Genomic DNA, 20,846 nt, shown 5'->3' on the forward strand with positions numbered 1-20,846 from the left:
GGGCCTCCCGTCCGTCGTGGCGTCGGCTCGCAGGCCGCCGCGCCGCGCGTCGTCGGCTCAGGCCGGACGCTGTGCCGGCGAGACGACCTTCGCGGTGTCGCGCTCGGGGATGTCCCCGAGTGCGGCGTCGATCGCGGCGAGCGCGTCGGCGTCGAGCGTGACGCCCGCGGCCTTCACGTTGTCGGTGACCTGCTGCGGGCGCGAGGCGCCGACGATCGCCGACGCGACGTTCTCGTTCTGCAGCGTCCACGCGATGGCGAGCTGGGCGAGGGTGAGCCCGGCCTGGTCCGCGACCGGCTGCAGGCGCTGCACGGCCTCGAGGACCTCGTCGCGCATGAACCGCTTGATCATGTCCGCGCCGCCCTTCTCGTCCGTGGCGCGGGAGCCCTCGGGGAGCGGCTGACCCGGCTTGTACTTGCCGGTGAGGACGCCCTGGGCGATCGGCGACCAGACGATCTGGGAGAGGCCGAGCTGCTTCGAGGCGGGGACGACCTCGCCCTCGATGACGCGCCACAGCATCGAGTACTGCGGCTGGTTCGAGATGAGCTGGAAGCCGAGCTCCTTCGCGAGCGCCGCACCGGCACGGATCTGCTCGGCGGACCACTCGCTGACGCCGATGTACAGCGCCTTGCCCTGACGGACGACGTCCGCGAAGGCCTGCATGGTCTCCTCGAGCGGGGTCTCGTAGTCGTAGCGGTGCGCCTGGTACAGGTCGACGTAGTCGGTCTGCAGCCGCTCGAGGGAGCCGTTGATCGACTCCATGATGTGCTTCCGGCTGAGGCCGACGTCGTTGTGTCCCTTCGGACCGGTCGGCCAGTACACCTTCGTGAAGACCTCGAGGGACTGCCGGCGCTCACCCTTGAGCGCCTCGCCGAGGACGGTCTCGGCGGCGGTGTTCGCGTAGGTGTCCGCGGTGTCGAACGTGGTGATGCCGGCGTCGAGCGCTGCCCGCACGCACTGGGTGGCGACGTCGTTCTCGACCTGCGAGCCGTGCGTCAGCCAGTTGCCGTAGGTGATCTCGGAGATCTTGAGTCCGGAGTTGCCCAGGTACCTGAATTCCATGGGTCCGACGCTACTGGAGTGAGCGCTCCCGTGAGGGGTCCGGGCAGTACCCGGGACGACGCCTCGGTGAACAATGGTTGACGCTTCAACCAAACGGGTGCAGGATGGGGTAGCATCAAGGTCGATGCAGGCGCATGCACCATCGCGTCGGCCCCACGACTCATCGCTCGAAGACCACTCGTTCGAAGTAAGGACTCACCATGGCTCTCACCGCCTCCGCCATCCCCGGCTACGTCACCGGCACCTGGAAGCTCGACCCGACCCACTCCGAGGTCAGCTTCTCCGTCCGCCACCTCGCCATCAGCAAGGTCAAGGGCAAGTTCGAGCAGTTCGACGCCACGCTCGTCACCGCCGAGAACCCGCTCGACACCACCCTCGAGGCCTCGATCGACGTCGCCAGCATCAACACCAACCAGCCGCAGCGCGACCAGCACCTCGCGACCGGTGACTTCTTCCTCACCGAGGAGCACCCGCACATGACGTTCCGCTCGACGGGCATCCGCGAGGACGGCGACGACATGCTCATCGACGGCGAGCTCTCGCTGCGCGGCGTGACGAAGAACGTCACGCTGAAGACCGAGTTCGGCGGCGTCACCACCGACGGCTACGGCCAGGTCAAGCTCGGCGCCGAGGCGACGACCAAGATCGACCGCACCGAGTTCGGCGTGAACTGGAACGCAGCGCTCGAGGCCGGCGGCTTCACGCTCGGCAACGACGTCACGATCAACCTCGACGTCCAGTTCGTCCTCCAGGCGGCCTGACCTCCTGACACCACGAAGCCCCGGCGCCCTCGGCGTCGGGGCTTCGTGCCGTCCACCGAGCGGTAGCGTGAGCGACGCACCGACCCGCCGGCGGGAATCCAGCCGTGCACCGTCGGGTTGCAGGCACCACCGCCGACGAACAGGAGCCCACGATGCCCACCGACTGGATCGCCCTGCAGACCCTCGCGGCCGCGGAGTTCGGCCGCCGCGTTGCCGCTGTCACCGAGTGGGACGCCCCGACGCCCGACTCGGAGTGGACCACCCGCGACCTCGTCGCCCACGTCGTGGACGAGCAGCGCTGGATCCCGAAGCTCCTCACCGGGTGCGACCACGCCCAGGCCGAGGCGGACCTCGAACCGATCGGCGACGACCTCGTGGCCGAGTGGGAACGGCACTCGGGTGCCGCGATCGAGGCGTGGCAGCGCGCTCCCCAGGACACCCCGGTCCACCTCGCGACCGACGTCGTGAGCGCCGGCGAGTACCTCGCGGAGCAGACGAGCGACATCACGATCCACACGTGGGACCTCGCCCGCGCGACCGGGAGCGACGAGCAGCTGCCCGACGAACTCGTCGAGGCGGTGTGGACGCACTTCGAGCCGCAGATCCAGTCGCTCGAGGCCACGGGACTGTACGCGGCACCAGTGCAGGTGGACGACGATGCTCCTCTGCAGGTGCGGCTCCTCGCGGTCACCGGGCGGGACGCCCGGGTCTCCGCCTGACCACACCCGTCACGAGCGGCCGCCCGGTCGCCCGTTCGTCCCTCGCCCGCACGAGCGGACGCACACACCGCGACGCACCGCCTCCCGCGTGGTGGGTGACCGCGCCGCCTCCGGAAGGACCCAGCATGTCCGACACCCCGACCGTTCCCACCACCCGCCTGGGCAGCTCCGGGCTCGAGATCTCGGGCATCGTCCTCGGGATGATGTCCTACGGCGACCCGGCCGCCGGCTCGCACGCCTGGAGCGTCGGCATCGACGAGGCCCGCCCCTTCGTCCGCCGCGCCTTCGAGGCGGGCATCACGACCTTCGACACCGCGAACGTGTACTCCGCGGGCAGCAGCGAGGAGATCACCGGTCAGCTCCTCAAGGAGCTGGCACCGCGTGAAGAGGTCCAGGTCCTCACGAAGGTGTTCAACCGCATGCGCCCGGGTCGCAACGGCGCCGGCCTGTCGCGCGCGGCGATCATGCACGAGATCGACGCCTCGCTGACCCGCCTGGGCACCGACTACGTCGACCTGTACCAGATCCACCGCTTCGACCCGGAGACCCCGGTCGAGGAGACGATGGAGGCGCTGCACGACGTCGTCAAGGCCGGCAAGGCGCGCTACATCGGCGCGAGCAGCATGTGGGCGTGGCAGTTCGCCGAGATGCAGCACGTCGCCGAGCGCCACGGCTGGACCCGGTTCGTCAGCATGCAGGACCAGTACAACCTCCTCGAACGCGAGGAGGAGCGCGAGATGCACCCCTACTGCGCCCACACCGGCGTCGGGGTCATCCCGTGGAGCCCCCTCGCGCGTGGCAAGGTCACGCGCCCGTGGGACGCCCAGGGCTCCGGCTCGCGCTCGGACACGGACGAGTTCGGCAAGACCCTCTACCGCCAGGACGAGGACGCGAACCGCGCGATCGTCGACGCCGTCGGCCAGGTCGCCGAGGAGCGCGGCGCCAGCATGGCGCAGATCGCCCTGGCCTGGGTCGCCGGCAAGCCTGCCGTCTCCGCCCCGATCATCGGCGCGACGAAGGAGCACCACATCGACGACGCGGTCGCGGCGACCGCGATCACGCTGACCGACGACGAGGTCGCGCGACTCGAGCAGGCCTACACCCCGCGGGTGCCGTCCGGCTTCTGATCCCGGCGCCGGCGCAGGCCGTGGCCGTAGCCGCAGCCGTAGCCGTAGCCGTAGCCGTAGCCGTAGCCGTAGCCGTAGCCGCAGCCGCAGCCGAGGTCGCACGACACGCCGCCCACGCGCCGCCGAGGTCGCACGAACGGCCGGCCGGGCCCTCTCCTGGCGGCACGTCGTGCGACCTCGGCGGGCGGGCCGCGGCGGGTCGTGCGACCTCGCCGGTGCCCACGTGGGCGCGCCTACCGCTGCGGCGCCGCGGAACCCGGCCGAGCATCCGCGCAGGACCGAAGCGGCGCCTCCAGACAGCCCCGGCCGGACACGCCGAGGTCGCACGACACGACACGACACTCGCACGCCGCCGAGGTCGCACGAACGGCCGGCCGGGGACGGCCCTGGCGGCACTTCGTGCGACCTCGACGAGCGCGCCACGGCACTTCGCGCGACCTCGACGGCTGCCACCCGGGCGCGTCAGCGGCCGAGGGTCCGCGCGGAATCCGGCCGCGCCTCCAGATCGACACAGCCGGCCGCGCCGGAGTCGCACGACACGCCATCCGCACGCCGTCGGGGTCGCACGAACGGCCGGCCGGGGACGGCCCTGGCGGCACTTCGTGCGACCTCGACGAGCGCGCCATGGCACTTCGTGCGACCTCGACGAGCGCGCCACGGCGGGTCGTGCGACCTCAGCCCCGCCGACCTCGCCGACCCCGCCGGCTCCGGCAACGCCGTCAGGCCGCGCCGACTCCCCGCCCCGCCGCCGCCTCGCGCTCGAGCCGCGCGATGCGCGCCAACGCCGCACGCTCCGTGCCCGACTGCGTTCCCAGGACCCCGCCGATGCCGTCGAGGACGAGCCCGGTCGCACGGTCGACGGGCAGCTCGATCGGTCCGATCGCGGGCGTGCGGATGCCGAGCAGCGACCGGTGCCGCGGGTCGAGGGTCGAGACCGCGCCCTGGTACAGCGCCCGGTACCCCGGCCGGAGCAACTGGGCGAGCGGCGGGTTCTTGATGAAGCGCAGGACCTCCCGGGTCCTGGGCGTCACCGCGAGCTCGCCACGGTCGAGGTAGCCGTCCATCTGCGCGCGGAGCTCGGCCTCGCTCTCGGGGGCGTCCTCCACGCGCATGAGCCGTCCCGCGATCGCCCACTCCTTGACGTAGGCGTCGGCGCCGCCGGGGATCGGCTCACCCCAGCGCTGCGCGGTGCGGAGGAACGCGTCCGTGAAGGCCAGGTGCACCCAGCGCGCCAGGTCGGGGTCGTTGGCAGTGTAGGGACGGCCGATGCCGTGGCCGTCGACGTACTGCCCGCGGACGCGCTCGTGCAGCTTGAGCACCCACTCGCTGCCGGCCCGGGCGGTGGCGGTGTCGCCGTGCGTGACGGTGTAGATCCACCGGATGGTGCCGGCGAGCCGCCCGAAGGGGTCGTCCTTGTAGCGGGAGTGGTCGGCCACCCCGGCCAGCGCCCCCGGGTGGAGGGCCTGCACCAGGAGGGCACGGACCCCGGCGACGATGGTCTGATTGCCGCCGTGCACCGACCAGGTGGCGGACCCGGGGCCGAAGAAGCCGGCGTCGGTACCGCGTTCGAGCTGGTCCACCCACTCGGGGCTGCCGGTGGTGCTGCCGGTGAAGGTGGCCTGCATGCGGGTCCGGAAGGCATCGGTGACGAACGACATGACGCCATCGTCCGTCGCGCCCCTGACAGTGCGCCCCGGTCGGCCACGAACCGCGCCTGACCACCGCTCGGGTCTGCCCGCTAGGTTGGTCGGCGTGAGCATCGACACGCCTCGTCCCTGGCTCGGTTCCTACGCTGCAGGGGTGCCGACCGACATCGAGCCGATGACCGGGTCCCTGCTGGACCTGGTCGAGCAGTCGGCGAAGCGGTTCCCGAAGGCGGTGGCGCTCGAGTTCTTCACGCGGACGACGACGTACGCCGAGCTCGAGGAGCAGATCGCCCGCGCGGCGAACGGTCTGCGGAAGCTCGGCGTGACGAAGGGCGACCGGGTGGCCCTGGTGCTGCCGAACTGCCCCCAGCACGTGGTGGCGTTCTACGCGGTGCTGCGGCTCGGCGCGATCGTCGTCGAGCACAACCCGCTGTACACCCCGCGTGAGCTGCGGCACCAGTTCGAGGACCACGGTGCCCGGGTCGCGATCGCCTGGGACAAGTCGGTGGCCACCCTGCAGGACTTCCCGAAGGACGTCGCCCTCGACGCGATCGTCTCCGTCGACCTGACCCGAGCGATGCCGCGCCGGACCCGCCTGGCGCTGTCGCTGCCGGTGGCGAAGGCCCGCGAGTCCCGGGCGAAGCTGACGGCCCCGGTGACGGGCACCACCCGGTGGGACGACCTCGTGTCGAACCGGAAGCTGTCGAAGCGGCACCCGCGCCCGGAGACCGACGACGTCGCGCTCATCCAGTACACCTCGGGTACGACGGGCACCCCGAAGGGCGCGGTCCTGACCCACCGCAACCTGCTGGCCAACGCCGCCCAGGCCCGGGCGTGGATCCCGCAGATCAGCGCCGGCGACGGCAGCGTCGTGCACGCCGTTCTGCCGATGTTCCACGCCTACGGCCTGACCCTCTGCCTGACCTTCGCGATGAGCATCGCCGGGCGGCTCGTGCTCTTCCCGGCCTTCGACCCGGCCCTCGTGCTGGCGGCGATCAAGAAGCGTCCGCCGACGTTCCTGCCGGCCGTGCCGCCGATCTACGCCCGCCTGCAGCACGCCGCCGACTCCGCCGGGGTCTCGCTGCGGGGCATCGACATCGGCATCTCGGGCGCCATGCCCCTGTCGCAGGACGTCATCGAACCGTGGGAGGCCCGGACCGGCGGCTTCCTGGTCGAGGGCTACGGGTTGTCCGAGTGCTCCCCCGTCCTGATGGCGAACCCGGTGTCCGAGGACCGTCGTCTCGGTGCGATCGGCCTGCCGCTGCCCTCGACCGAGTGCCGGGTGGTGGACCCGGACGACCCGTCGAAGGTCCTCGGCACCGACGAGCCCGGCGAGCTGCAGGTCCGCGGCCCCCAGGTCTTCAGCGGCTACTGGGGCAAGGCCGAGGCCACCGACGAGGTCTTCTCCCCCGACGGCTGGTTCCGGACCGGCGACATCGTGGCCATCGACGCCGACGGCTTCGTCAAGATCGTCGACCGGCTCAAGGAGCTCATCATCACGGGTGGCTTCAACGTCGCACCCTCCGAGGTCGAGGACACGCTCCTCAAGCACCCGAGCGTCAAGGAGGTCGCGGTCGTCGGCATCACGCAGGGCGGCAACGAGCAGGTGGTCGCCGCAGTGATCCCCGTCGACCCGGCGACGTTCGACCCGGCCGCGCTCCGGGCGTGGTCCCGTGACCACCTGGCGGCGTACAAGGTGCCCCGCCGCGTGGTCGTCGTCGAGGACCTGCCCCGCTCGATGATCGGCAAGGTGCTGCGCCGCAAGGTCCGCGACGCGATCCTCGCCGCCGACTAGGACGCGACCCCGCGGACCAGGACGCGACCCGCGGATCAGGACGCGACCCGCCGGCCACGACCGACCCAACCGACCACGGCGCGACCCCACCGACCGTGACGCGACCCCGCCGAGGACGACGACGGCGGGACCGGCCGTCGGGCCCCGCCCACCGCGCCTACTTGCTGCTGATCCGCCGGTACTTCGCCACCGCGCACGGCACGAACACCACGAGCATCACCGCGATCCCGACGAGCACCGTGGCGATCGGGTGCTGCATGGTCCAGATGTCCGGCACGGGCGCCGACCCCGCGTTGCCGAACAGCTGCCGCGCCGCCTGCACGAGCGACGACACCGGGTTCCACTCGGCGAACACCCGCAGCACGAGCGGCAGGGTGTCGCTCGGCACGAAGGCGTTCGACACGAAGGTCAGCGGGAACAGGATCATGAACGACGCGTTGTTGATGACCTCCGGCGTCTTCACGCTCATGCCGAGCAGCGCCATCACCCAGCTGAACGCGTAGCTGAAGAGCAGCAGGAGCGCGAGGCCGCCGAGGAACTCGAGGGGTGAGGACTGCACCCGCCAGCCGACCGCCAGACCGGTCGCCATCATGATCACCATCGAGATGCCGTTGAGCACGAGGTCCGACGCCGTCCGGCCGACCAGCACCGCCGAGGCCGACATCGGCAGGGTCCGGAACCGGTCGATGAGCCCCTCCTTGAGGTCCTGCGCCATCGCCGACCCGGAGAACGTCGCCCCGAACACCACCGTCTGCGCGAAGATCCCCGCCATGAGGAACTGCGTGTAGTCGGTCCCCTGCACGCTGATCGCCCCGCCGTAGACCTGGCTGAACAGCAGCACGAACATGATCGGCTGCAGGACCGCGAACACGAGCATGTCCGGCGACCGCTTGATCTTGGTGAGGTTCCGCTTCGTGACGGTCCACCCGTCCTCGAACCACACCGCGACGGGTGACGTCACGACGACGGGCAGCTGCCGTCCGAGGGCGGTGTCCGTCGACGGGGTCGCGGCGGTCACCGGACCTCCTCCCGTCCGGCGGGACCGCCGACGCCGACACCGGTCCGGCCGTCGGCGCCGTCCCGGGGGCGCCCTCGCCGACCCCGCCGGGAGGCCCGCCCACCGTCGTCCCCGCCGGTCGCGTCGTCCGCGTCCTCCGTCGCGGCGTGTCCGGTGAGCCGGAGGAACACGTCGTCGAGGGTGGGTCGTCGCATGCCCGCGTCGTGCAGGTCGATGCCGGCCTCGCCCAGGTCGGCGAGGACACGCTGCAGGGCGGCCGGTCCGGCGTCCACGGCGATGCCCGCCGTGCGTCCGTCGCTGCTCGTCTCGACGTCGCCGATGCCGTACCGGCGGAGGACGGTCGACACCGCGTCGCCGTCGGCGGCGTCGACCAGGGTGACGACCACGCGGTGCCCGCCGACCTGCGCCTTGAGTTCGTCGGAGGTGCCCTCGGCGATGACCCGGCCGTCGTCGATCACGGCGACGTCGTCGGCCAGCCGGTCGGCCTCCTCGAGGTACTGGGTGGTGAGCAGGACCGTCGTGCCGCCCGCCACCAGGTCCTCGATGACGCCCCAGAGCGCGAGACGGCTCCGCGGGTCGAGGCCGGTCGTCGGCTCGTCGAGGAACAGCACCCGCGGGTTCATGACGAGCGCGCCGGCCAGGTCGATCCGCCGCCGCATGCCGCCCGAGAAGCCCTTGACCGGGCGGTCCCCGGCCTCGGCCAGCCCGAAGACGTCGACGAGTTCGTGGGCCCGCTCCCGCGCCGCCCGGCGACCCAGGTGGTACAGCCGACCGATCATCTCGAGGTTCTCGACCCCGGTCAGGTTCTCGTCGACGGCGGCGTACTGCCCGGAGACGCCGATCGCGCGCCGGGTCGCCTGCGGGTCCGCGACGACGTCGACACCGGCGACGGTCGCCGACCCGGCGTCCGGTTCGACGAGGGTGGTGAGGACCTTGACGGTCGTGGTCTTGCCCGCACCGTTCGGTCCGAGCAGTGCGGTGACGGTGCCCTCGGGCACCGACAGGTCGAGGCCGGCCAGCGCGTGCACCGGCCCCGACGTCGATCGGTACGTCTTCGTGAGGCCCGAGGCCTCGATGATCGCCATGTCGTTCCTCCGTGACCGGCTGCGTCCTGCTGGGCCGGTGGCGGAACGGGCGTCAGTCAGACGTCGAAGTCACCACCACCGAAGTCGCTGAAGCCCTGGTCGAACCCACCGCCGTCGGATGCTCCGCCGAGGTCGGACCCACCATCGCCCCAGGAGGCGTTCTCGTACCCGCCGCCGTCGGCCGCGCCGCCGTCACCGGATCCGTCACCAGTGTCCCCTGCACCGCCGTCGTCCGCACCCCCTGCATCGGTTCCACCGTCGAACGACCCGGGGTCGGGCAGGAACGCGCTCATCAGGGCCGACCCGATGACGTACCCGCCGACGGTGCCGAGGAGCGACGCCCCGAGCATGCCGCCGAAGCCCGGGCCCTGCCGGCCGCCGCCACCGATGCCGCCGAGCGACCGCTCCACGTACCCGGGCTGTCGCAGCTCGGACCGGGTTGCGGCCTGAGCGAGGGAGCGCGGGTCGTCGCCGCGCGGGGCCTCGCCGGCGGGGGCGGTCCGGGTGAACTCGTCGTAGACCATGCGGCGCTGGTCGGGGGTCAGCTGGGCGAAGGCCTCGGCGTGGACCTCCTCGATGCGCTCGGGCGGCGCGGTCCGGAGCAGGTAGCGGTACCGCTCGACGGCGCGCTCGTCCGCACCACCGGCCTGCTGCGGTGCGCCGTACGGCTGCTGCGGTGCGCCGGCGGGCTGCTGGTACGACTGCTGGCCGTACTGGTACCCCTGCTGCTGTCCGCCGCCGGGTCGTTGCTGGTCCGGACGCTCCTCGCGGCCGAGCAGACGGTCGAGGAATCCCATGTCGTGCTCCTTCGTGCGGACACCGTGCCCGCTGGCGCCCACGGTAGGCACCCGCGGCCCCGGTTGACTGGGTGTGTGCTCAGGACCAGCCGCTGAGCGTCACCGCTCCTGCTCCGCACCGAGCAGCGCCGCGGACCAGAGCGCGGACAGCTCGTCGGCGGCGCCGGGGTGCGCCACCAGGAACGGCGCCCCGACCGGTGGGAACTCCGACACCGCACCGGCCAGGGTCAGGACGACCCCGCCGGCCTCGTGGACGAGGAGCACCGCCGCGCCGTGGTCGACCGGGTCGAACGCGGGCATGCATGCCCCGATCCCGCGCCCGGCGGCGACCTGGGCGATCGTCAGCGTGCCCGACCCCGGAACGCGGACCGAGCAGGACCGTGCGGCGAGCGCCGCCACGAACGCGGCGAACCCCGGCCAGGGACGGTGCCCGTCCAGCTCGGTGCCGACGACCGCGCCGGCGAGCGCCCGCGGGGTGTCGTCGAGGCGGAGCACCCGGTCGCGTTCGGTCGCGCCCCGGCCGCGCCGCGCCTCCAGGACCTCACCGCGCCACGGGTCGACGACGACCCCGACGAGCGGTCGACCCGAGCGCGTCAGGCAGAGGGACGTGCTGGTCCACGGCACGCCGTTCGCCAGGTTCGTGCTGCCGTCGACGGGGTCCAGGTACCACCGGTGCTTGTCGCCCGGGGCCACGCCGTACTCCTCGCCCGTGAACCCGTGCTGGGGGAACGCCGCCCGGACCCGCCCCCGCACGTGCTGCTCGATCGACCGGTCGACGTCGGCCACCCGTGCGGCGGCGTTCCCGGCGTCGGTGTCGATGCGGTGCTCACGGGTGAAGGCGACGACCTCGTGCGCGATCCGGTGGGCCAGGGCCTGGGCGCGGCCGGCGACCTCGGGCTCGCTCGGCTCCCGGGACGGCACCGGCCAGCCGTCCCGCTCCGCGGCGGCGAGCACGGCGTGCACCGTGGCGACGTCCTGGGTCAGGAGCAGGTCCGCACCGAGGCGGCTGGCCCAGCGTGTGGGCTCCGGGTCGTCGACGGTCCACACCGCGACCGCGAGTCCGAGGGCGTGGGCGGCACGGACGGTCGCGGGGGTGAGGAACGCGACGTCGAGGTCGAGCGTGGAGGGGCGGAGTGCCGCCAGGTGTGCGGCCGTCGGCGGTTCGAGGGCGTCCCACGGCAGCCACACGTCGGCCTCGGGCAGGAGCGCGCGCACGGCGGTCATCGCGGCCGCGCTCCCCCGCCAGGCGACCGGCACACCCGCCGTCGAACCACGCACGGTGTCGACCGCGGCGGCGGCGTCCTCCGGGTCCGCGACCCCGACCAGCAGCGTCGCCGAGCACCCCTCGAGCCGCTCGAGGACGGCGTCCAGGCGCGGGATGCGGTCCAGGCCGTTGCCGAGCCGGGCGACCTCGCACCACGGCACGTCGGCCACGCGGCGGGCGTCGCCCCACATCCGCCCGAGGGTGGCGTCGTGCAGCAGCACGGCGACGTCGTCCGCGGTCCGCCGCACGTCGACCGCGACGACGTCCGCGCCGAGCGCCTCCGCGACGGCGACGGCCGGCAGCGTGTTCTCGCGCCGGACCCGCGGGGCACCGCGGGAGGCGACGATCCGTGGCGGGCGGATGCCGGGCCTCCCGGTCGTCACGGGTGCCGGGGTCTCGAGCGTCGTCACCGGTCCATCGTCGGAGGGCCGGCCCAACGGAGCGTGACGCGGCGGTGAACAGCCGGGGCGCGCCTGCGGCGCCGGGCCTGCGAGGATGGAGGCGTGGAGACCCGTACCCGTGCCTGGCTCGCAGCCGTCGTCGACGTCGTGCTCATCGTGGCGTTCGCGGTGATCGGCCGCAGTTCGCACGGCGAGGCGTTCGCCCCGCTCGGCCTGTGGACGACGGCGTACCCGTTCCTGGCGGGGTGGGCCCTCGCGTTCGTCGTGACGCGGGCGTGGCGTCGTCCGTTCGCCGTCTGGCCGACCGGCGTCGTCGCGTGGCTGCTGACCGTCGCCGTCGGCATGGCGCTCCGCGTCGCGACCGGGCAGGGCGTCGTGGACGGGAACCCGCTGCCGGTGTCGTTCGTGATCGTGGCGACGATCGTCCTCGGGGTGTTCCTGGTCGGGTGGCGGCTCGTGGCCCGGCTCGTGGTGCGGTCGCGGTCCCGTCGCGGTGGCGCTCGGGACGCAGCCGGGCGCTAGAAGAGTCCGCCGCGCGGACCGTCGTCGGGCCCGTCGAGCCCGCGGAACATGTCGGACACGAGCGCCGCGATCTGCGGCTCGACCAGGCGTTCGACGGCCTCGGTGATCCGCTCCCGGTGGTCGATCAGCGCCAGGCAGACGGCTGTCCCGGTCGCGCGTGCGCACTCGTCCGACAGGTCGATCTCGTGGCGGAGTGCCGCCTTGGCCTCGTCGGAGAGCGGCTCACGCGGCTCCTGCGCGCTCGCCCCGGTGCCGGCCAGCTCGCCCAGCGTGAACAGGAAGGGCGCACCGGGCTGCGGCTGCGGGTCGACGTCGAGGCCCTGGAACTCCGGGGACAGCCCCTCGGCCGGCTGGTACCCGGCGTGCCGCTTCCGGGCCGCGGCCCGCTCGAGCTCGCGGTGCAGCAGCGGCAGGTTCTTCGCCGTGTAGTCGTCGACCGCGTCCTCGACGATGCTCGACATCCGGCCGATCAGCGCGTGTTGCACGGGGTGCGGGACGTCGGGGCCGAACCCCGCCGCGACCGCGATCGGCGACCCGGTGCAGCGGCGGCAGATCCGGGTGCGCGGCCGGGCCGAGCCGATCTGCCAGCGCGGCAGCCAGCGCAGCCAGACGTCGACGGCGTTGCGCACGCGTCCGTCGATGCCGTCCATCCCGCCAGCGTAGGCGGCGCGCCCGGGATCCGCGCCGAGGCGCGGGGCGCGTCCGGACGGGAGGCGCGGGGCGCGTCGAGACGGCAGGCGCAGGGCGCGTCGAGACGGGAGGCGCGGGGCGCGTCCGTCGGACCGGCGTCGGGCCTGCTGTCGGTCGGCCGGGTCCGGTCCGGCTCTGCGTCAGACGGGTTCGGTGACGAAGTCGATCAGTTCCTCGACCCGGCCGAGCAGCTGCGGCTCGAGGTCCGCGAAGGTCCGCACCTGTCCGAGGATGCGCTGCCACGCCCGCGCGATGTCGGCCTGCTCCGCGTGCGGCCACCCGAGCGCCTGGCAGATGCCCGCCTTCCACTCGATCGTCCGCGGGATGACCGGCCACTCGCGCAGGCCCACGCGCGCGGGCTTCACCGACTGCCAGACGTCCACGAACGGGTGCCCCACGACGAGCACGTGCGCACCCCACTTGCCGCGCATCACGGCGTCGGCGAAGCGGGACTCCTTCGAGCCCGGCACGAGGTGGTCCACGAGCACCCCGACGCGGCGCTCCCGGGTCGGTCGGAAGTCGTCGAGCACGTCCGCCAGGTTGTCGACGCCGGAGAGCTCCTCGACGACGACGCCCTCGACCCGGAGGTCCGCGCCCCACACCTTCTCGACGAGTTCGGCGTCGTGCTTGCCCTCGACCATGATCCGCGAGGGCAGCGCCACGCGGGCCCGCTGCTGCTCGACCGCGAACGATCCCGACGCGGTGCGGAGGCGACCGCCGTCGGAGGCGTGCCGGACCGCCGGGGCCGCTCCGGGCCTCCCGGCCGCACCGCCGGGACCGGACCGGGGTGCCGGCGCTGCCCCGGCCGGACGGCCGACCGGCGCCTGCGGCCGCGTGAGCGTGACGAGCTCGCCCTCGAGCAGGAACTGCCCGACGAAGGGGAAGGACCGGGTGCGGCCCTTCCAGTCCTCGAGGGCGACGTTCCCCGCCTCGAGGCCGACGACGGCGCCCGCCCACCCGGAGTCCGGGTCCTCGAGCACCATGTCACGCTCGAGCGGCACCTGCCGCACCTTCTTCACGCCCCGCGAGCGCCAGTCGCCCGAGAGCACGTCGCTGCCGTACCGGTCCTCGTCCACCCGCACGAGCGTACTGTCGAGGGGTCCCGCAACGGCGCCGGCAGACGGCGCGTTCCCCACGCTCCGTCACCCGGTGCGTCCCCGCGCGCCGGTACGAACACCCGCAACCGAAAGGCAGCCCCGTGCGCGCAGCAGTCATCCACGCCCCTCGCGACGTCCGCGTCGAGGAGCGCGACACCCCCGAGGTCCTCGCCCCCACCGACGCCGTCGTCCGCGTCGTCGCCGCCTGCGTCTGCGGGTCGGACCTGTGGCCCTACCGCGGCGTCCGCGACACGAAGGAGCCGCGTGCGATCGGCCACGAGTTCGTCGGCGTCGTCGAGCACGTCGGCGACGCGGCCGGGTCGCTCCGTCGGGGCGACTTCGTCATCGCGCCGTTCACCACGAACGACGGCACCTGCCAGGCGTGCGCCCACGGCATGACGAGCGGCTGCGACCACGGCTCGACGTTCGGCGTCACCCCGGACGCGTACGGACTGCCGCTCGGCGGCGCCCAGGCCGAGTACGTCCGCGTGCCCGACGCCGCGACCACGCTCGTCGGCGTGCCCGGCCCCGTGGACGACGCCCTGGTGCCCTCGCTCCTCACCCTGTCCGACGTGTTCTCCACCGGACACCACGCCGCGGTCTCCGCCGGTGTCGGCCCGGGCAAGACCGTCGTCGTGGTCGGCGACGGTGCCGTCGGCCTCTCCGCGGTGCTCGCGGCGAAGCGCCTGGGCGCCGATCGGATCATCGCGATGAGCCGGCACGCCGACCGCCAGGCGCTCGCGCGTGACTTCGGGGCGAGCGACATCGTCGACACCCGCGGCGACGAGGGCGTGCAGGCCGTGCGCGACCTGCTCGACGGGGACCTGGCCGACTGCGCACTCGAGGCCGTCGGGACCGCGGAGAGCATGGACCAGGCCCTGCGCGTCGTCCGCCCGGGCGGTGCCGTCGGGTACGTCGGCGTGCCCGCAGGCGACCCCGAGCTGCCGATGCCGTTCCTGTTCGCGAAGAACATCACGGTCGGCGGCGGCATGGCCCCGGCGCGGGCCTACATCGAGGAGCTGCTGCCCGACGTGCTCTCGGGTGCGATCGACCCGGGCCGCGTGTTCGACCTGGAGCTGCCGCTCGAGGACGCCGCCGAGGCCTACGCGGCGATGGACGAGCGCCGCGCGATCAAGGTGCTGCTGCGCCCGTAGCGCCGTGCTGGTGCGGCGCCGGCGCGGCGCTGGCCGGAGTCCTGCGCGAGAGCGACAGTCTGCCGTGGGAGATCCGCCGCGGACTGTCGCTTTCGCGTACCAACTCGCGCGCGGGCGTGTGCGGGCGGGCGGGCACGGGCGGGCGGGCACGGGCGGGCGTGTGCGGGCGCCTGCGCTCAGCCGCGCACCGCGAGCACCCGGTGCGGCGCGACCGCCTCGGCACGCCATCCCCGCGGCAGCACGGCGGCGAGCTCCGGCTGCGTGAAGCTCCGGCGGATGGACCGCAACCCGTCCTCGCGGATGAAGGTCCCGGCGGAGACGAGCGGGGAGCCCAGCGCGTACAGCCGGTAGGCCGCGCGCGATCGCCGGATGTCCGAGTGCACGCTCCGCGCCGTGGCCAGCTCCGCCGAGTCGTGCAGGAACGCGGCGCGCTCGGCGTCGTCGAGGTGGTGCAGCACGTGGTTCGACACGACCACGTCGAAGCGCTGCCCCGCGGCCACCAGGTCGGCGCTCGACTCCGTGCGGAAGGTCACGCCGGTCGTCCGGTGACGCTCGGCCGCGGCGATCGCGCGGGGGTCGGGGTCGACGCCGACGACCTCCAGGTCGAACCCGTCGCTGCTCGCCCACCGCGTCAGGGAGCGCGCGAGGTCACCGCCGCCGCAACCGAGGTCGAGCACACGCGCTCGTCCGGCCGCCGGCAGCGCGGGGACGACGTGCGTCCGCCAGACCGACCGCCAGCCGCTCACCGCCGCGTTCACGACGGCGAAGCGGCGGAACGTCCGGTCGAGGGTCGCCGGGTCGCAGTCCGGGTCGTCCATCAGCTCGCGCAGGTCGACCGCGCGGGTGGACAGGTCGATCCGTCCGGTCACGCCCCGGCCCCGTGGAGCGCAGTGGCCGCGGCACCGGTCGGCGCGGCGTCCGCACCGGGCGTCGCGGTGTCCGCACCGGGCGTCGCGGTGTCCGCACCGGGCGTCGCCGTGTCCGCACCGGGCGTCGCCGTGTCCGCGCCGGGAGTCGGGTCGACGTCGACGAAGGCGGGATCGCCCGCGACGGCCCGGGCGGCCGCCTCGCTCCCCACGACCGTCAACGCGGCGGCCTCCACCGTCAGACCGGGGCCGAAGGCGAGCGCCACGACGGGCGTCCCGTCACCGGGCCCCGCTGCCAGCGCCTCGCGCAGCACGAACAGGATCGTCGCGCTCGACATGTTCCCGTGGTCGCGCAGCACGGCGCGGCTCGCGGCGAGGGCGCTCTCCGGCAGGTGCAGCGCGTCCTGCGTCCGGTCGAGGATGGCCCGGCCGCCGGGGTGCACGGCCCACACGGGCACGTCGTCCGGCGTCCAGCCGCGCGGCTCGAGCAGGGGCACCACGGCCTCGTGCGCGTGCACACCGATCAGCTTCGGCACCGCGGTGCTCAACACCATCTCGAAGCCCTCGTCGCCGATGTTCCACGCCATCTCGCTGGCCCCCTCCGGGAGCACCATGGTCGTGAAGGCGTCGAGGCGCAGGCCCGGTCCGTCCGCGGTGACCACGGCCGCCGCGGCCCCGTCGCCGAACACGCTGTTCGCGACGATCTGGTCGGGGTCCTCCGAGTTCCGCACGTGCAGCGTGCAGAGCTCGGCGCAGACGACGAGCACGACGGCCGAGGGGTCGGCGCCGACGAACGCGTCGGCGATGCGCAGCGCGGGGAAGGCCGCGAAGCAGCCCATGAACCCGATGTGCTGGCGGAAGACGGTGCGCGGCAGGCCGAGCTCCTCGACGATCGCCAGGTCGGGGCCGGGCTGCGTGAACCCGGTGCACGACACGGTGACGACGTGGGTGACGGTCGCCGCGTCGACACCGGCGCGGTCGAGGGCGTCGCGCGCAGCACCGACGAACAGGGGCGGTGCGAGTTCGCGGAAGCGGTCGTTCCGCGTCCCGGTGCTGGGCGAGGTGAGGACACCCTCGCCGTCGCGGAACAGGCCGGGGGCACCGGCGGAATCGAGTTCCGGCAGGGCGCTGTGCCGGTGCTCGACCTCGGAGGCGTTGAACGCGGCGGGGACGAGCCGCGAGGCGAGCCTCCCGAGACCGGGTTGGGAGGCGAACAGGTCACGGACCGCGGCCTGCCCGAGGGTGGTCCGCGGGACGGCGGTACCGATGGCTCGGATCGTTGCTGACACGCTCCATCCTGTCACCGGGTCGCTGACGTGTCCCCAGGATGGTCCACCCGACGGACGGGAGGCCCGTGGCGGATCCGCCACGGGCCTCCCGTCCGTCGGGTGGGTCGCGCGCTACTGCTGCTGCGCGCGCTCCAGGACCAGCTCACGGACGCGCGCCGCGTCCGCCTGGCCCTTCATGGCCTTCATGACCGAGCCGATGATCGCGCCCGCGGCCTGCACCTTGCCGTCGCGGATCTTCTGGAGCACGTCCGGCTGGCCGGCCAGTGCCTCGTCGACCGCGGCGGTCAGGGCGGAGTCGTCCGAGACCACCTTGAGCCCGCGGGCCTCGACGACCTGGGCGGGCGAGCCCTCGCCGGCGATGACGCCCTCGAGGACCTGACGCGCGAGCCGGTCGGTCAGGTCGCCGGACTCGACGAGCGCGATGACCTCGGCGACGTGCTGCGGCGACACGAGGTCACCGGGAGCGGCGTCCTGCGCGTTGGCGACGCGGCTGATCTCGCCGGTCCACCACTTGCGGGCGGCCTGCGGAGCGGCACCGGCGACGACCGTGGCCTGGACCGCGTCGAGGAGTCCGCCGTTGACGACGTCCTGGAACTCGAGGTCGGCGAAGCCCCACTCGCCCTTGAGGCGACGGCGGCGTGCCACCGGTGCCTCGGGCAGGCCGGCGCGCAGCTCCTCGATCAGGGCGGGGTCGGGCACGACGGGGAGCAGGTCCGGCTCCGGGAAGTACCGGTAGTCGTCGGCGTCGGACTTCGGGCGGCCGGCCGAGGTGCGACCGGTGTCCTCGTGCCAGTGCCGGGTCTCCTGCGTGATCGTGCCACCGGCGGCGAGGATGGCGGCCTGGCGCTGGATCTCGTAGCGGATGGCACGCTCGACGGCGCGGAACGAGTTGACGTTCTTCGTCTCGGTGCGGGTGCCGAGCTTCTCCTGGCCCCACGGGCGGAGCGAGATGTTCGCGTCGCAGCGCAGGTTCCCGCGCTCCATGCGAGCCTCGGAGACACCGAGCGCGCGGACGAGGTCGCGGATGACCTGCACGTAGGCGGCGCCGAGCTCCGGCGCGCGCTCCTTCGCACCGATGATCGGCTTCGTGACGATCTCGACGAGCGGGACGCCGGCGCGGTTGTAGTCGACGAGCGAGTACTCGGCACCCTGGATGCGGCCGGTGGCACCACCGACGTGCGTGAGCTTGCCGGCGTCCTCCTCCATGTGGGCGCGCTCGATGGGGACCTGGAAGATCGTGCCGTCGGCGAGTTCGACCTCGACCTCGCCCTCGAAGGCGATCGGCTCGTCGAACTGCGAGATCTGGTAGTTCTTCGGGTTGTCCGGGTAGAAGTAGTTCTTCCGCGCGAACCGCGAGCTCTCGGCGATCGAGCAGCCGAGCGCGAGCCCGAGCTGGATCGAGTAGCGCACGGCCTGCTCGTTCACGACCGGCAGCGACCCGGGCAGCCCGAGGTCGACCGGCGTGACGTTCGTGTTCGGCTCGCCACCGAAGAAGTTCGGCGCGTCCGAGAACATCTTGGTCTTCGTCGCGAGTTCGACGTGCACCTCGAAGCCGAGGACCGGCTCGAACCGCTCGATCGCCTCGTCGAAGTCCATGAGTGCGTCCTTGGCCATCAGATGACACCTTCCTCTGCGGCGGACTGCTGTGCGGCGTCCAGGTCGGGGATCCGGGAGATCAGGGGTGCGCCCCACTGCTGCTCGAGCAGACGCTCGAGGGCGGCGCCCACCCGGTAGAGCCGGGCGTCCTCGCGCTGCGGGGCCATCAGCTGCACACCGGTCGGCAGCGAGTCCTCGGGCGCGAGGCCGTTCGGGATGCTCATGCCGGGCACGCCCGCCAGGTTCGCCGGGATCGTGGTGAGGTCGTTGAGGTACATCGCGAGCGGGTCGTCGATGCGCTCACCGATCTTGAACGCGGTGGTCGGCGCCGACGGGCTGATGAGCAGGTCGACCTGGTCGAACGCGGCCGCGAAGTCGCGCTGGACGAGCGTGCGGACCTTCTGCGCGCTGCCGTAGTAGGCGTCGTAGTACCCGGCGCTCAGGGCGTACGTGCCGAGGATGATGCGGCGCTTCACCTCGGGACCGAAGCCCGCCTCGCGCGTGGCCGCCATGACGTCCTCGACCGTGGCACCGCCCTCGGGCGTGACGCGGAGGCCGAAGCGCACCGAGTCGAACTTCGCCAGGTTCGACGAGGCCTCGGCCGGGAGGATCAGGTAGTAGGCGCTGATCGCGTAGGCGAACGACGGGGCGTCGATCTCGACGACGACCGCACCGGCCGACTCGAGCAGGGCGACGGTCTCCTGGAAGCGCTGCGTGACGCCGGCCTGGAAGCCCTCGCCACCCGCGAGCTCCTTGACGACGCCGATGCGGACGCCCGCGAGCGAGTCCGCCTGCAGGCCGTCGCGTGCGGCGGCCGCGAACGACGGCCACTCCTGCCGCAGGGACGTGGAGTCCTTCGGGTCGTGCCCGCCGATGACGTCGTGCAGGAGCGCCGCGTCGAGGACGGTGCGGGACACCGGGCCGATCTGGTCGAGGCTCGACGCCAACGCGATCGCGCCGTAGCGGCTGACGCCACCGTAGGTCGGCTTCACGCCGACGGTGCCGGTCACGGCACCGGGCTGGCGGATCGACCCACCGGTGTCGGAGCCGAGGGCGATCGGGGCCTCGTGCGCGGCCACCGCGGCGGCCGAGCCACCACCGGAACCACCGGGGATGCGGTCGAGGTCCCACGGGTTGCGGGTCGGGCCGTACGCCGAGAACTCGGTCGACGAGCCCATCGCGAACTCGTCCATGTTGGTCTTGCCGAGCGGCACCAGGCCGGCACGGCGCAGCTTCGCGACCGGGGTGGCGTCGTACGGCGGCACCCAGCCCTCGAGGATCTTCGAGCCGGAGGTGGTCGGCATGTCCTGCGTGCACAGGACGTCCTTCACCGCGATCGGCACACCGGCGAGCGGGCCGAGGTCGTCACCGGCGGCGCGGCGGGAGTCGATCGACTTGGCCGCGGCGATGGCGTTCTGGTTGACGTGCAGGAACGCGTGCACGTCCCCGTCGACGGCGGCGATGCGGTCGAGGTGCGCCTGGGTCGCCTCGACGCTCGAGACGTCGCGGGCCACGAGGGCGTCGGCGAGCGCAGCGGCGCTCAGGGTGGTGATGTCGTCGGTCACTGTCGTCGCCTACTGTTCTTCGCCGAGGATCGCGGTCACGCGGAAGCGCTCGCCGTCCGAGTCGGGGGCACCCGAGAGGGCCTGCTCCTGGGTCAGCGTCTCGCCGACCTCGTCGGGGCGGGACACGTTCTCGAGCGGGACCGGGTGGCTCGTCGCGGGGACGTCCGGGGTCGCGACCTCGGTGACCTTCGCGACGCTGTCGACGATGAGTGACAGCTCCTCGGTCATCTTCTCGATCTCGTCGGGCGTGAGTGCGATACGTGCGAGGTTCGCCAGGTAGGCGACCTGCTCGCTCGTGATGTCAGGCATGGTGCTCCGTCGATCGGTTCGTGGAATGCGCACCACTCTACCGAGCGTGCCGACGAGGGCGGGACCGGGCCGTCACCCGCGGG

19 protein-coding genes are annotated in these 20,846 nt (G+C 73.2%); 6 read left to right on the forward strand and 13 right to left on the reverse strand.

Annotated features, from left to right (window positions below; genetic code table 11):
- Window positions 1–57: 57 nt before the first annotated feature.
- Window positions 58–1,062: an aldo/keto reductase family protein gene (locus KM842_RS08560; RefSeq protein ID WP_216257535.1), complete on the reverse strand. Its 1,005-nt coding sequence runs from the start codon at window positions 1,060–1,062 to the stop codon at window positions 58–60.
- A gap of 200 nt (window positions 1,063–1,262) precedes the next feature.
- Here KM842_RS08560 and KM842_RS08565 point away from each other — a divergent pair, with 200 nt between their 5' ends.
- The 3 genes from KM842_RS08565 (at window position 1,263) to KM842_RS08575 (ending at window position 3,669) form a co-directional block, all read left to right on the forward strand.
- Window positions 1,263–1,823 carry a YceI family protein gene (locus KM842_RS08565; RefSeq protein WP_216257538.1) on the forward strand — a complete coding sequence of 187 codons (561 nt, stop codon included), beginning with the start codon at window positions 1,263–1,265 and terminating at the stop codon, window positions 1,821–1,823.
- A gap of 152 nt (window positions 1,824–1,975) precedes the next feature.
- Window positions 1,976–2,542 (forward strand): TIGR03086 family metal-binding protein, encoded by a 567-nt coding sequence (locus KM842_RS08570; RefSeq protein ID WP_216257540.1) that lies wholly within the window; start codon window positions 1,976–1,978, stop codon window positions 2,540–2,542.
- A gap of 125 nt (window positions 2,543–2,667) precedes the next feature.
- The gene (locus tag KM842_RS08575) at window positions 2,668–3,669 is read left to right on the forward strand and encodes an aldo/keto reductase (RefSeq protein WP_216257542.1); all 1,002 of its coding nucleotides are present in this window, start codon (window positions 2,668–2,670) and stop codon (window positions 3,667–3,669) included.
- A gap of 719 nt (window positions 3,670–4,388) precedes the next feature.
- Here KM842_RS08575 and KM842_RS08580 read toward each other — a convergent pair.
- Window positions 4,389–5,327, reverse strand: a complete 939-nt coding sequence (locus tag KM842_RS08580) for an oxygenase MpaB family protein (RefSeq protein ID WP_216257543.1) — start codon at window positions 5,325–5,327, stop codon at window positions 4,389–4,391.
- A 94-nt stretch (window positions 5,328–5,421) separates the two neighbouring features.
- Here KM842_RS08580 and KM842_RS08585 point away from each other — a divergent pair, with 94 nt between their 5' ends.
- Window positions 5,422–7,110 carry a long-chain-fatty-acid--CoA ligase gene (locus KM842_RS08585; RefSeq protein WP_253206054.1) on the forward strand — a complete coding sequence of 563 codons (1,689 nt, stop codon included), beginning with the start codon at window positions 5,422–5,424 and terminating at the stop codon, window positions 7,108–7,110.
- A gap of 157 nt (window positions 7,111–7,267) precedes the next feature.
- Here the strand turns inward: KM842_RS08585 and KM842_RS08590 are convergent, their stop codons facing one another.
- From KM842_RS08590 to KM842_RS08605, 4 genes are all read right to left on the reverse strand, one after another.
- Window positions 7,268–8,083 (reverse strand): ABC transporter permease, encoded by an 816-nt coding sequence (locus KM842_RS08590; RefSeq protein WP_216262251.1) that lies wholly within the window; start codon window positions 8,081–8,083, stop codon window positions 7,268–7,270.
- Between the two features lie 41 nt (window positions 8,084–8,124).
- Complete coding sequence (locus KM842_RS08595; RefSeq protein ID WP_216257546.1) at window positions 8,125–9,213, reverse strand: ATP-binding cassette domain-containing protein; 1,089 nt, start codon at window positions 9,211–9,213, stop codon at window positions 8,125–8,127.
- A 56-nt stretch (window positions 9,214–9,269) separates the two neighbouring features.
- The gene (locus KM842_RS08600) at window positions 9,270–10,010 is read right to left on the reverse strand and encodes a hypothetical protein (RefSeq protein ID WP_216257547.1); all 741 of its coding nucleotides are present in this window, start codon (window positions 10,008–10,010) and stop codon (window positions 9,270–9,272) included.
- Between the two features lie 99 nt (window positions 10,011–10,109).
- A complete protein-coding gene (locus tag KM842_RS08605; protein ID WP_216257550.1) occupies window positions 10,110–11,684 on the reverse strand; it encodes an inositol monophosphatase family protein in 1,575 nt (524 codons plus the stop codon).
- A gap of 93 nt (window positions 11,685–11,777) precedes the next feature.
- Between KM842_RS08605 and KM842_RS08610 the strand changes: the two genes are divergently transcribed.
- Window positions 11,778–12,197, forward strand: a complete 420-nt coding sequence (locus KM842_RS08610) for a DUF3054 domain-containing protein (protein WP_216257552.1) — start codon at window positions 11,778–11,780, stop codon at window positions 12,195–12,197.
- Here KM842_RS08610 and KM842_RS08615 read toward each other — a convergent pair.
- Window positions 12,194–12,847 carry a spermidine/putrescine ABC transporter substrate-binding protein gene (locus KM842_RS08615; protein WP_216257554.1) on the reverse strand — a complete coding sequence of 218 codons (654 nt, stop codon included), beginning with the start codon at window positions 12,845–12,847 and terminating at the stop codon, window positions 12,194–12,196. The two genes, KM842_RS08610 and KM842_RS08615, sit on opposite strands and share 4 nt — an antisense overlap.
- Window positions 12,848–13,027: 180 nt before the next feature.
- Window positions 13,028–13,963, reverse strand: a complete 936-nt coding sequence (locus KM842_RS08620) for a DUF3097 domain-containing protein (protein ID WP_216257555.1) — start codon at window positions 13,961–13,963, stop codon at window positions 13,028–13,030.
- Between the two features lie 122 nt (window positions 13,964–14,085).
- On the opposite strand from KM842_RS08620, the gene KM842_RS08625 reads away from it, so the two are divergent.
- Complete coding sequence (locus KM842_RS08625) at window positions 14,086–15,138, forward strand: zinc-binding dehydrogenase (protein WP_216257557.1); 1,053 nt, start codon at window positions 14,086–14,088, stop codon at window positions 15,136–15,138.
- Window positions 15,139–15,314: 176 nt separating this feature from the next.
- Here KM842_RS08625 and KM842_RS08630 read toward each other — a convergent pair whose 3' ends face one another.
- The 5 genes from KM842_RS08630 to gatC form a co-directional block, all read right to left on the reverse strand.
- Window positions 15,315–16,007, reverse strand: a complete 693-nt coding sequence (locus KM842_RS08630; protein ID WP_253206055.1) for a methyltransferase domain-containing protein — start codon at window positions 16,005–16,007, stop codon at window positions 15,315–15,317.
- Window positions 16,004–17,293, reverse strand: a complete 1,290-nt coding sequence (locus tag KM842_RS08635) for a type III polyketide synthase (protein WP_216257560.1) — start codon at window positions 17,291–17,293, stop codon at window positions 16,004–16,006. The genes KM842_RS08630 and KM842_RS08635 overlap by 4 nt, the downstream gene beginning before the upstream one ends.
- Before the next feature lie 111 nt (window positions 17,294–17,404).
- A complete protein-coding gene (gatB, locus tag KM842_RS08640) occupies window positions 17,405–18,907 on the reverse strand; it encodes an Asp-tRNA(Asn)/Glu-tRNA(Gln) amidotransferase subunit GatB (protein WP_216257562.1) in 1,503 nt (500 codons plus the stop codon).
- Window positions 18,907–20,454, reverse strand: coding sequence for an Asp-tRNA(Asn)/Glu-tRNA(Gln) amidotransferase subunit GatA (gatA, locus tag KM842_RS08645; protein ID WP_216257564.1), 1,548 nt, complete (start codon window positions 20,452–20,454; stop codon window positions 18,907–18,909). Before gatA ends, gatB begins: the two co-directional genes overlap by 1 nt.
- Window positions 20,455–20,463: 9 nt before the next feature.
- Entirely contained in the window at window positions 20,464–20,763 is a 300-nt protein-coding gene (gene gatC, locus KM842_RS08650; protein WP_216257565.1) for an Asp-tRNA(Asn)/Glu-tRNA(Gln) amidotransferase subunit GatC, read from the reverse strand.
- Window positions 20,764–20,846 lie beyond the last annotated feature (83 nt).

The organism is Curtobacterium sp. L6-1, from assembly GCF_018885305.1.
Classification (GTDB): domain Bacteria; phylum Actinomycetota; class Actinomycetes; order Actinomycetales; family Microbacteriaceae; genus Curtobacterium; species Curtobacterium aetherium.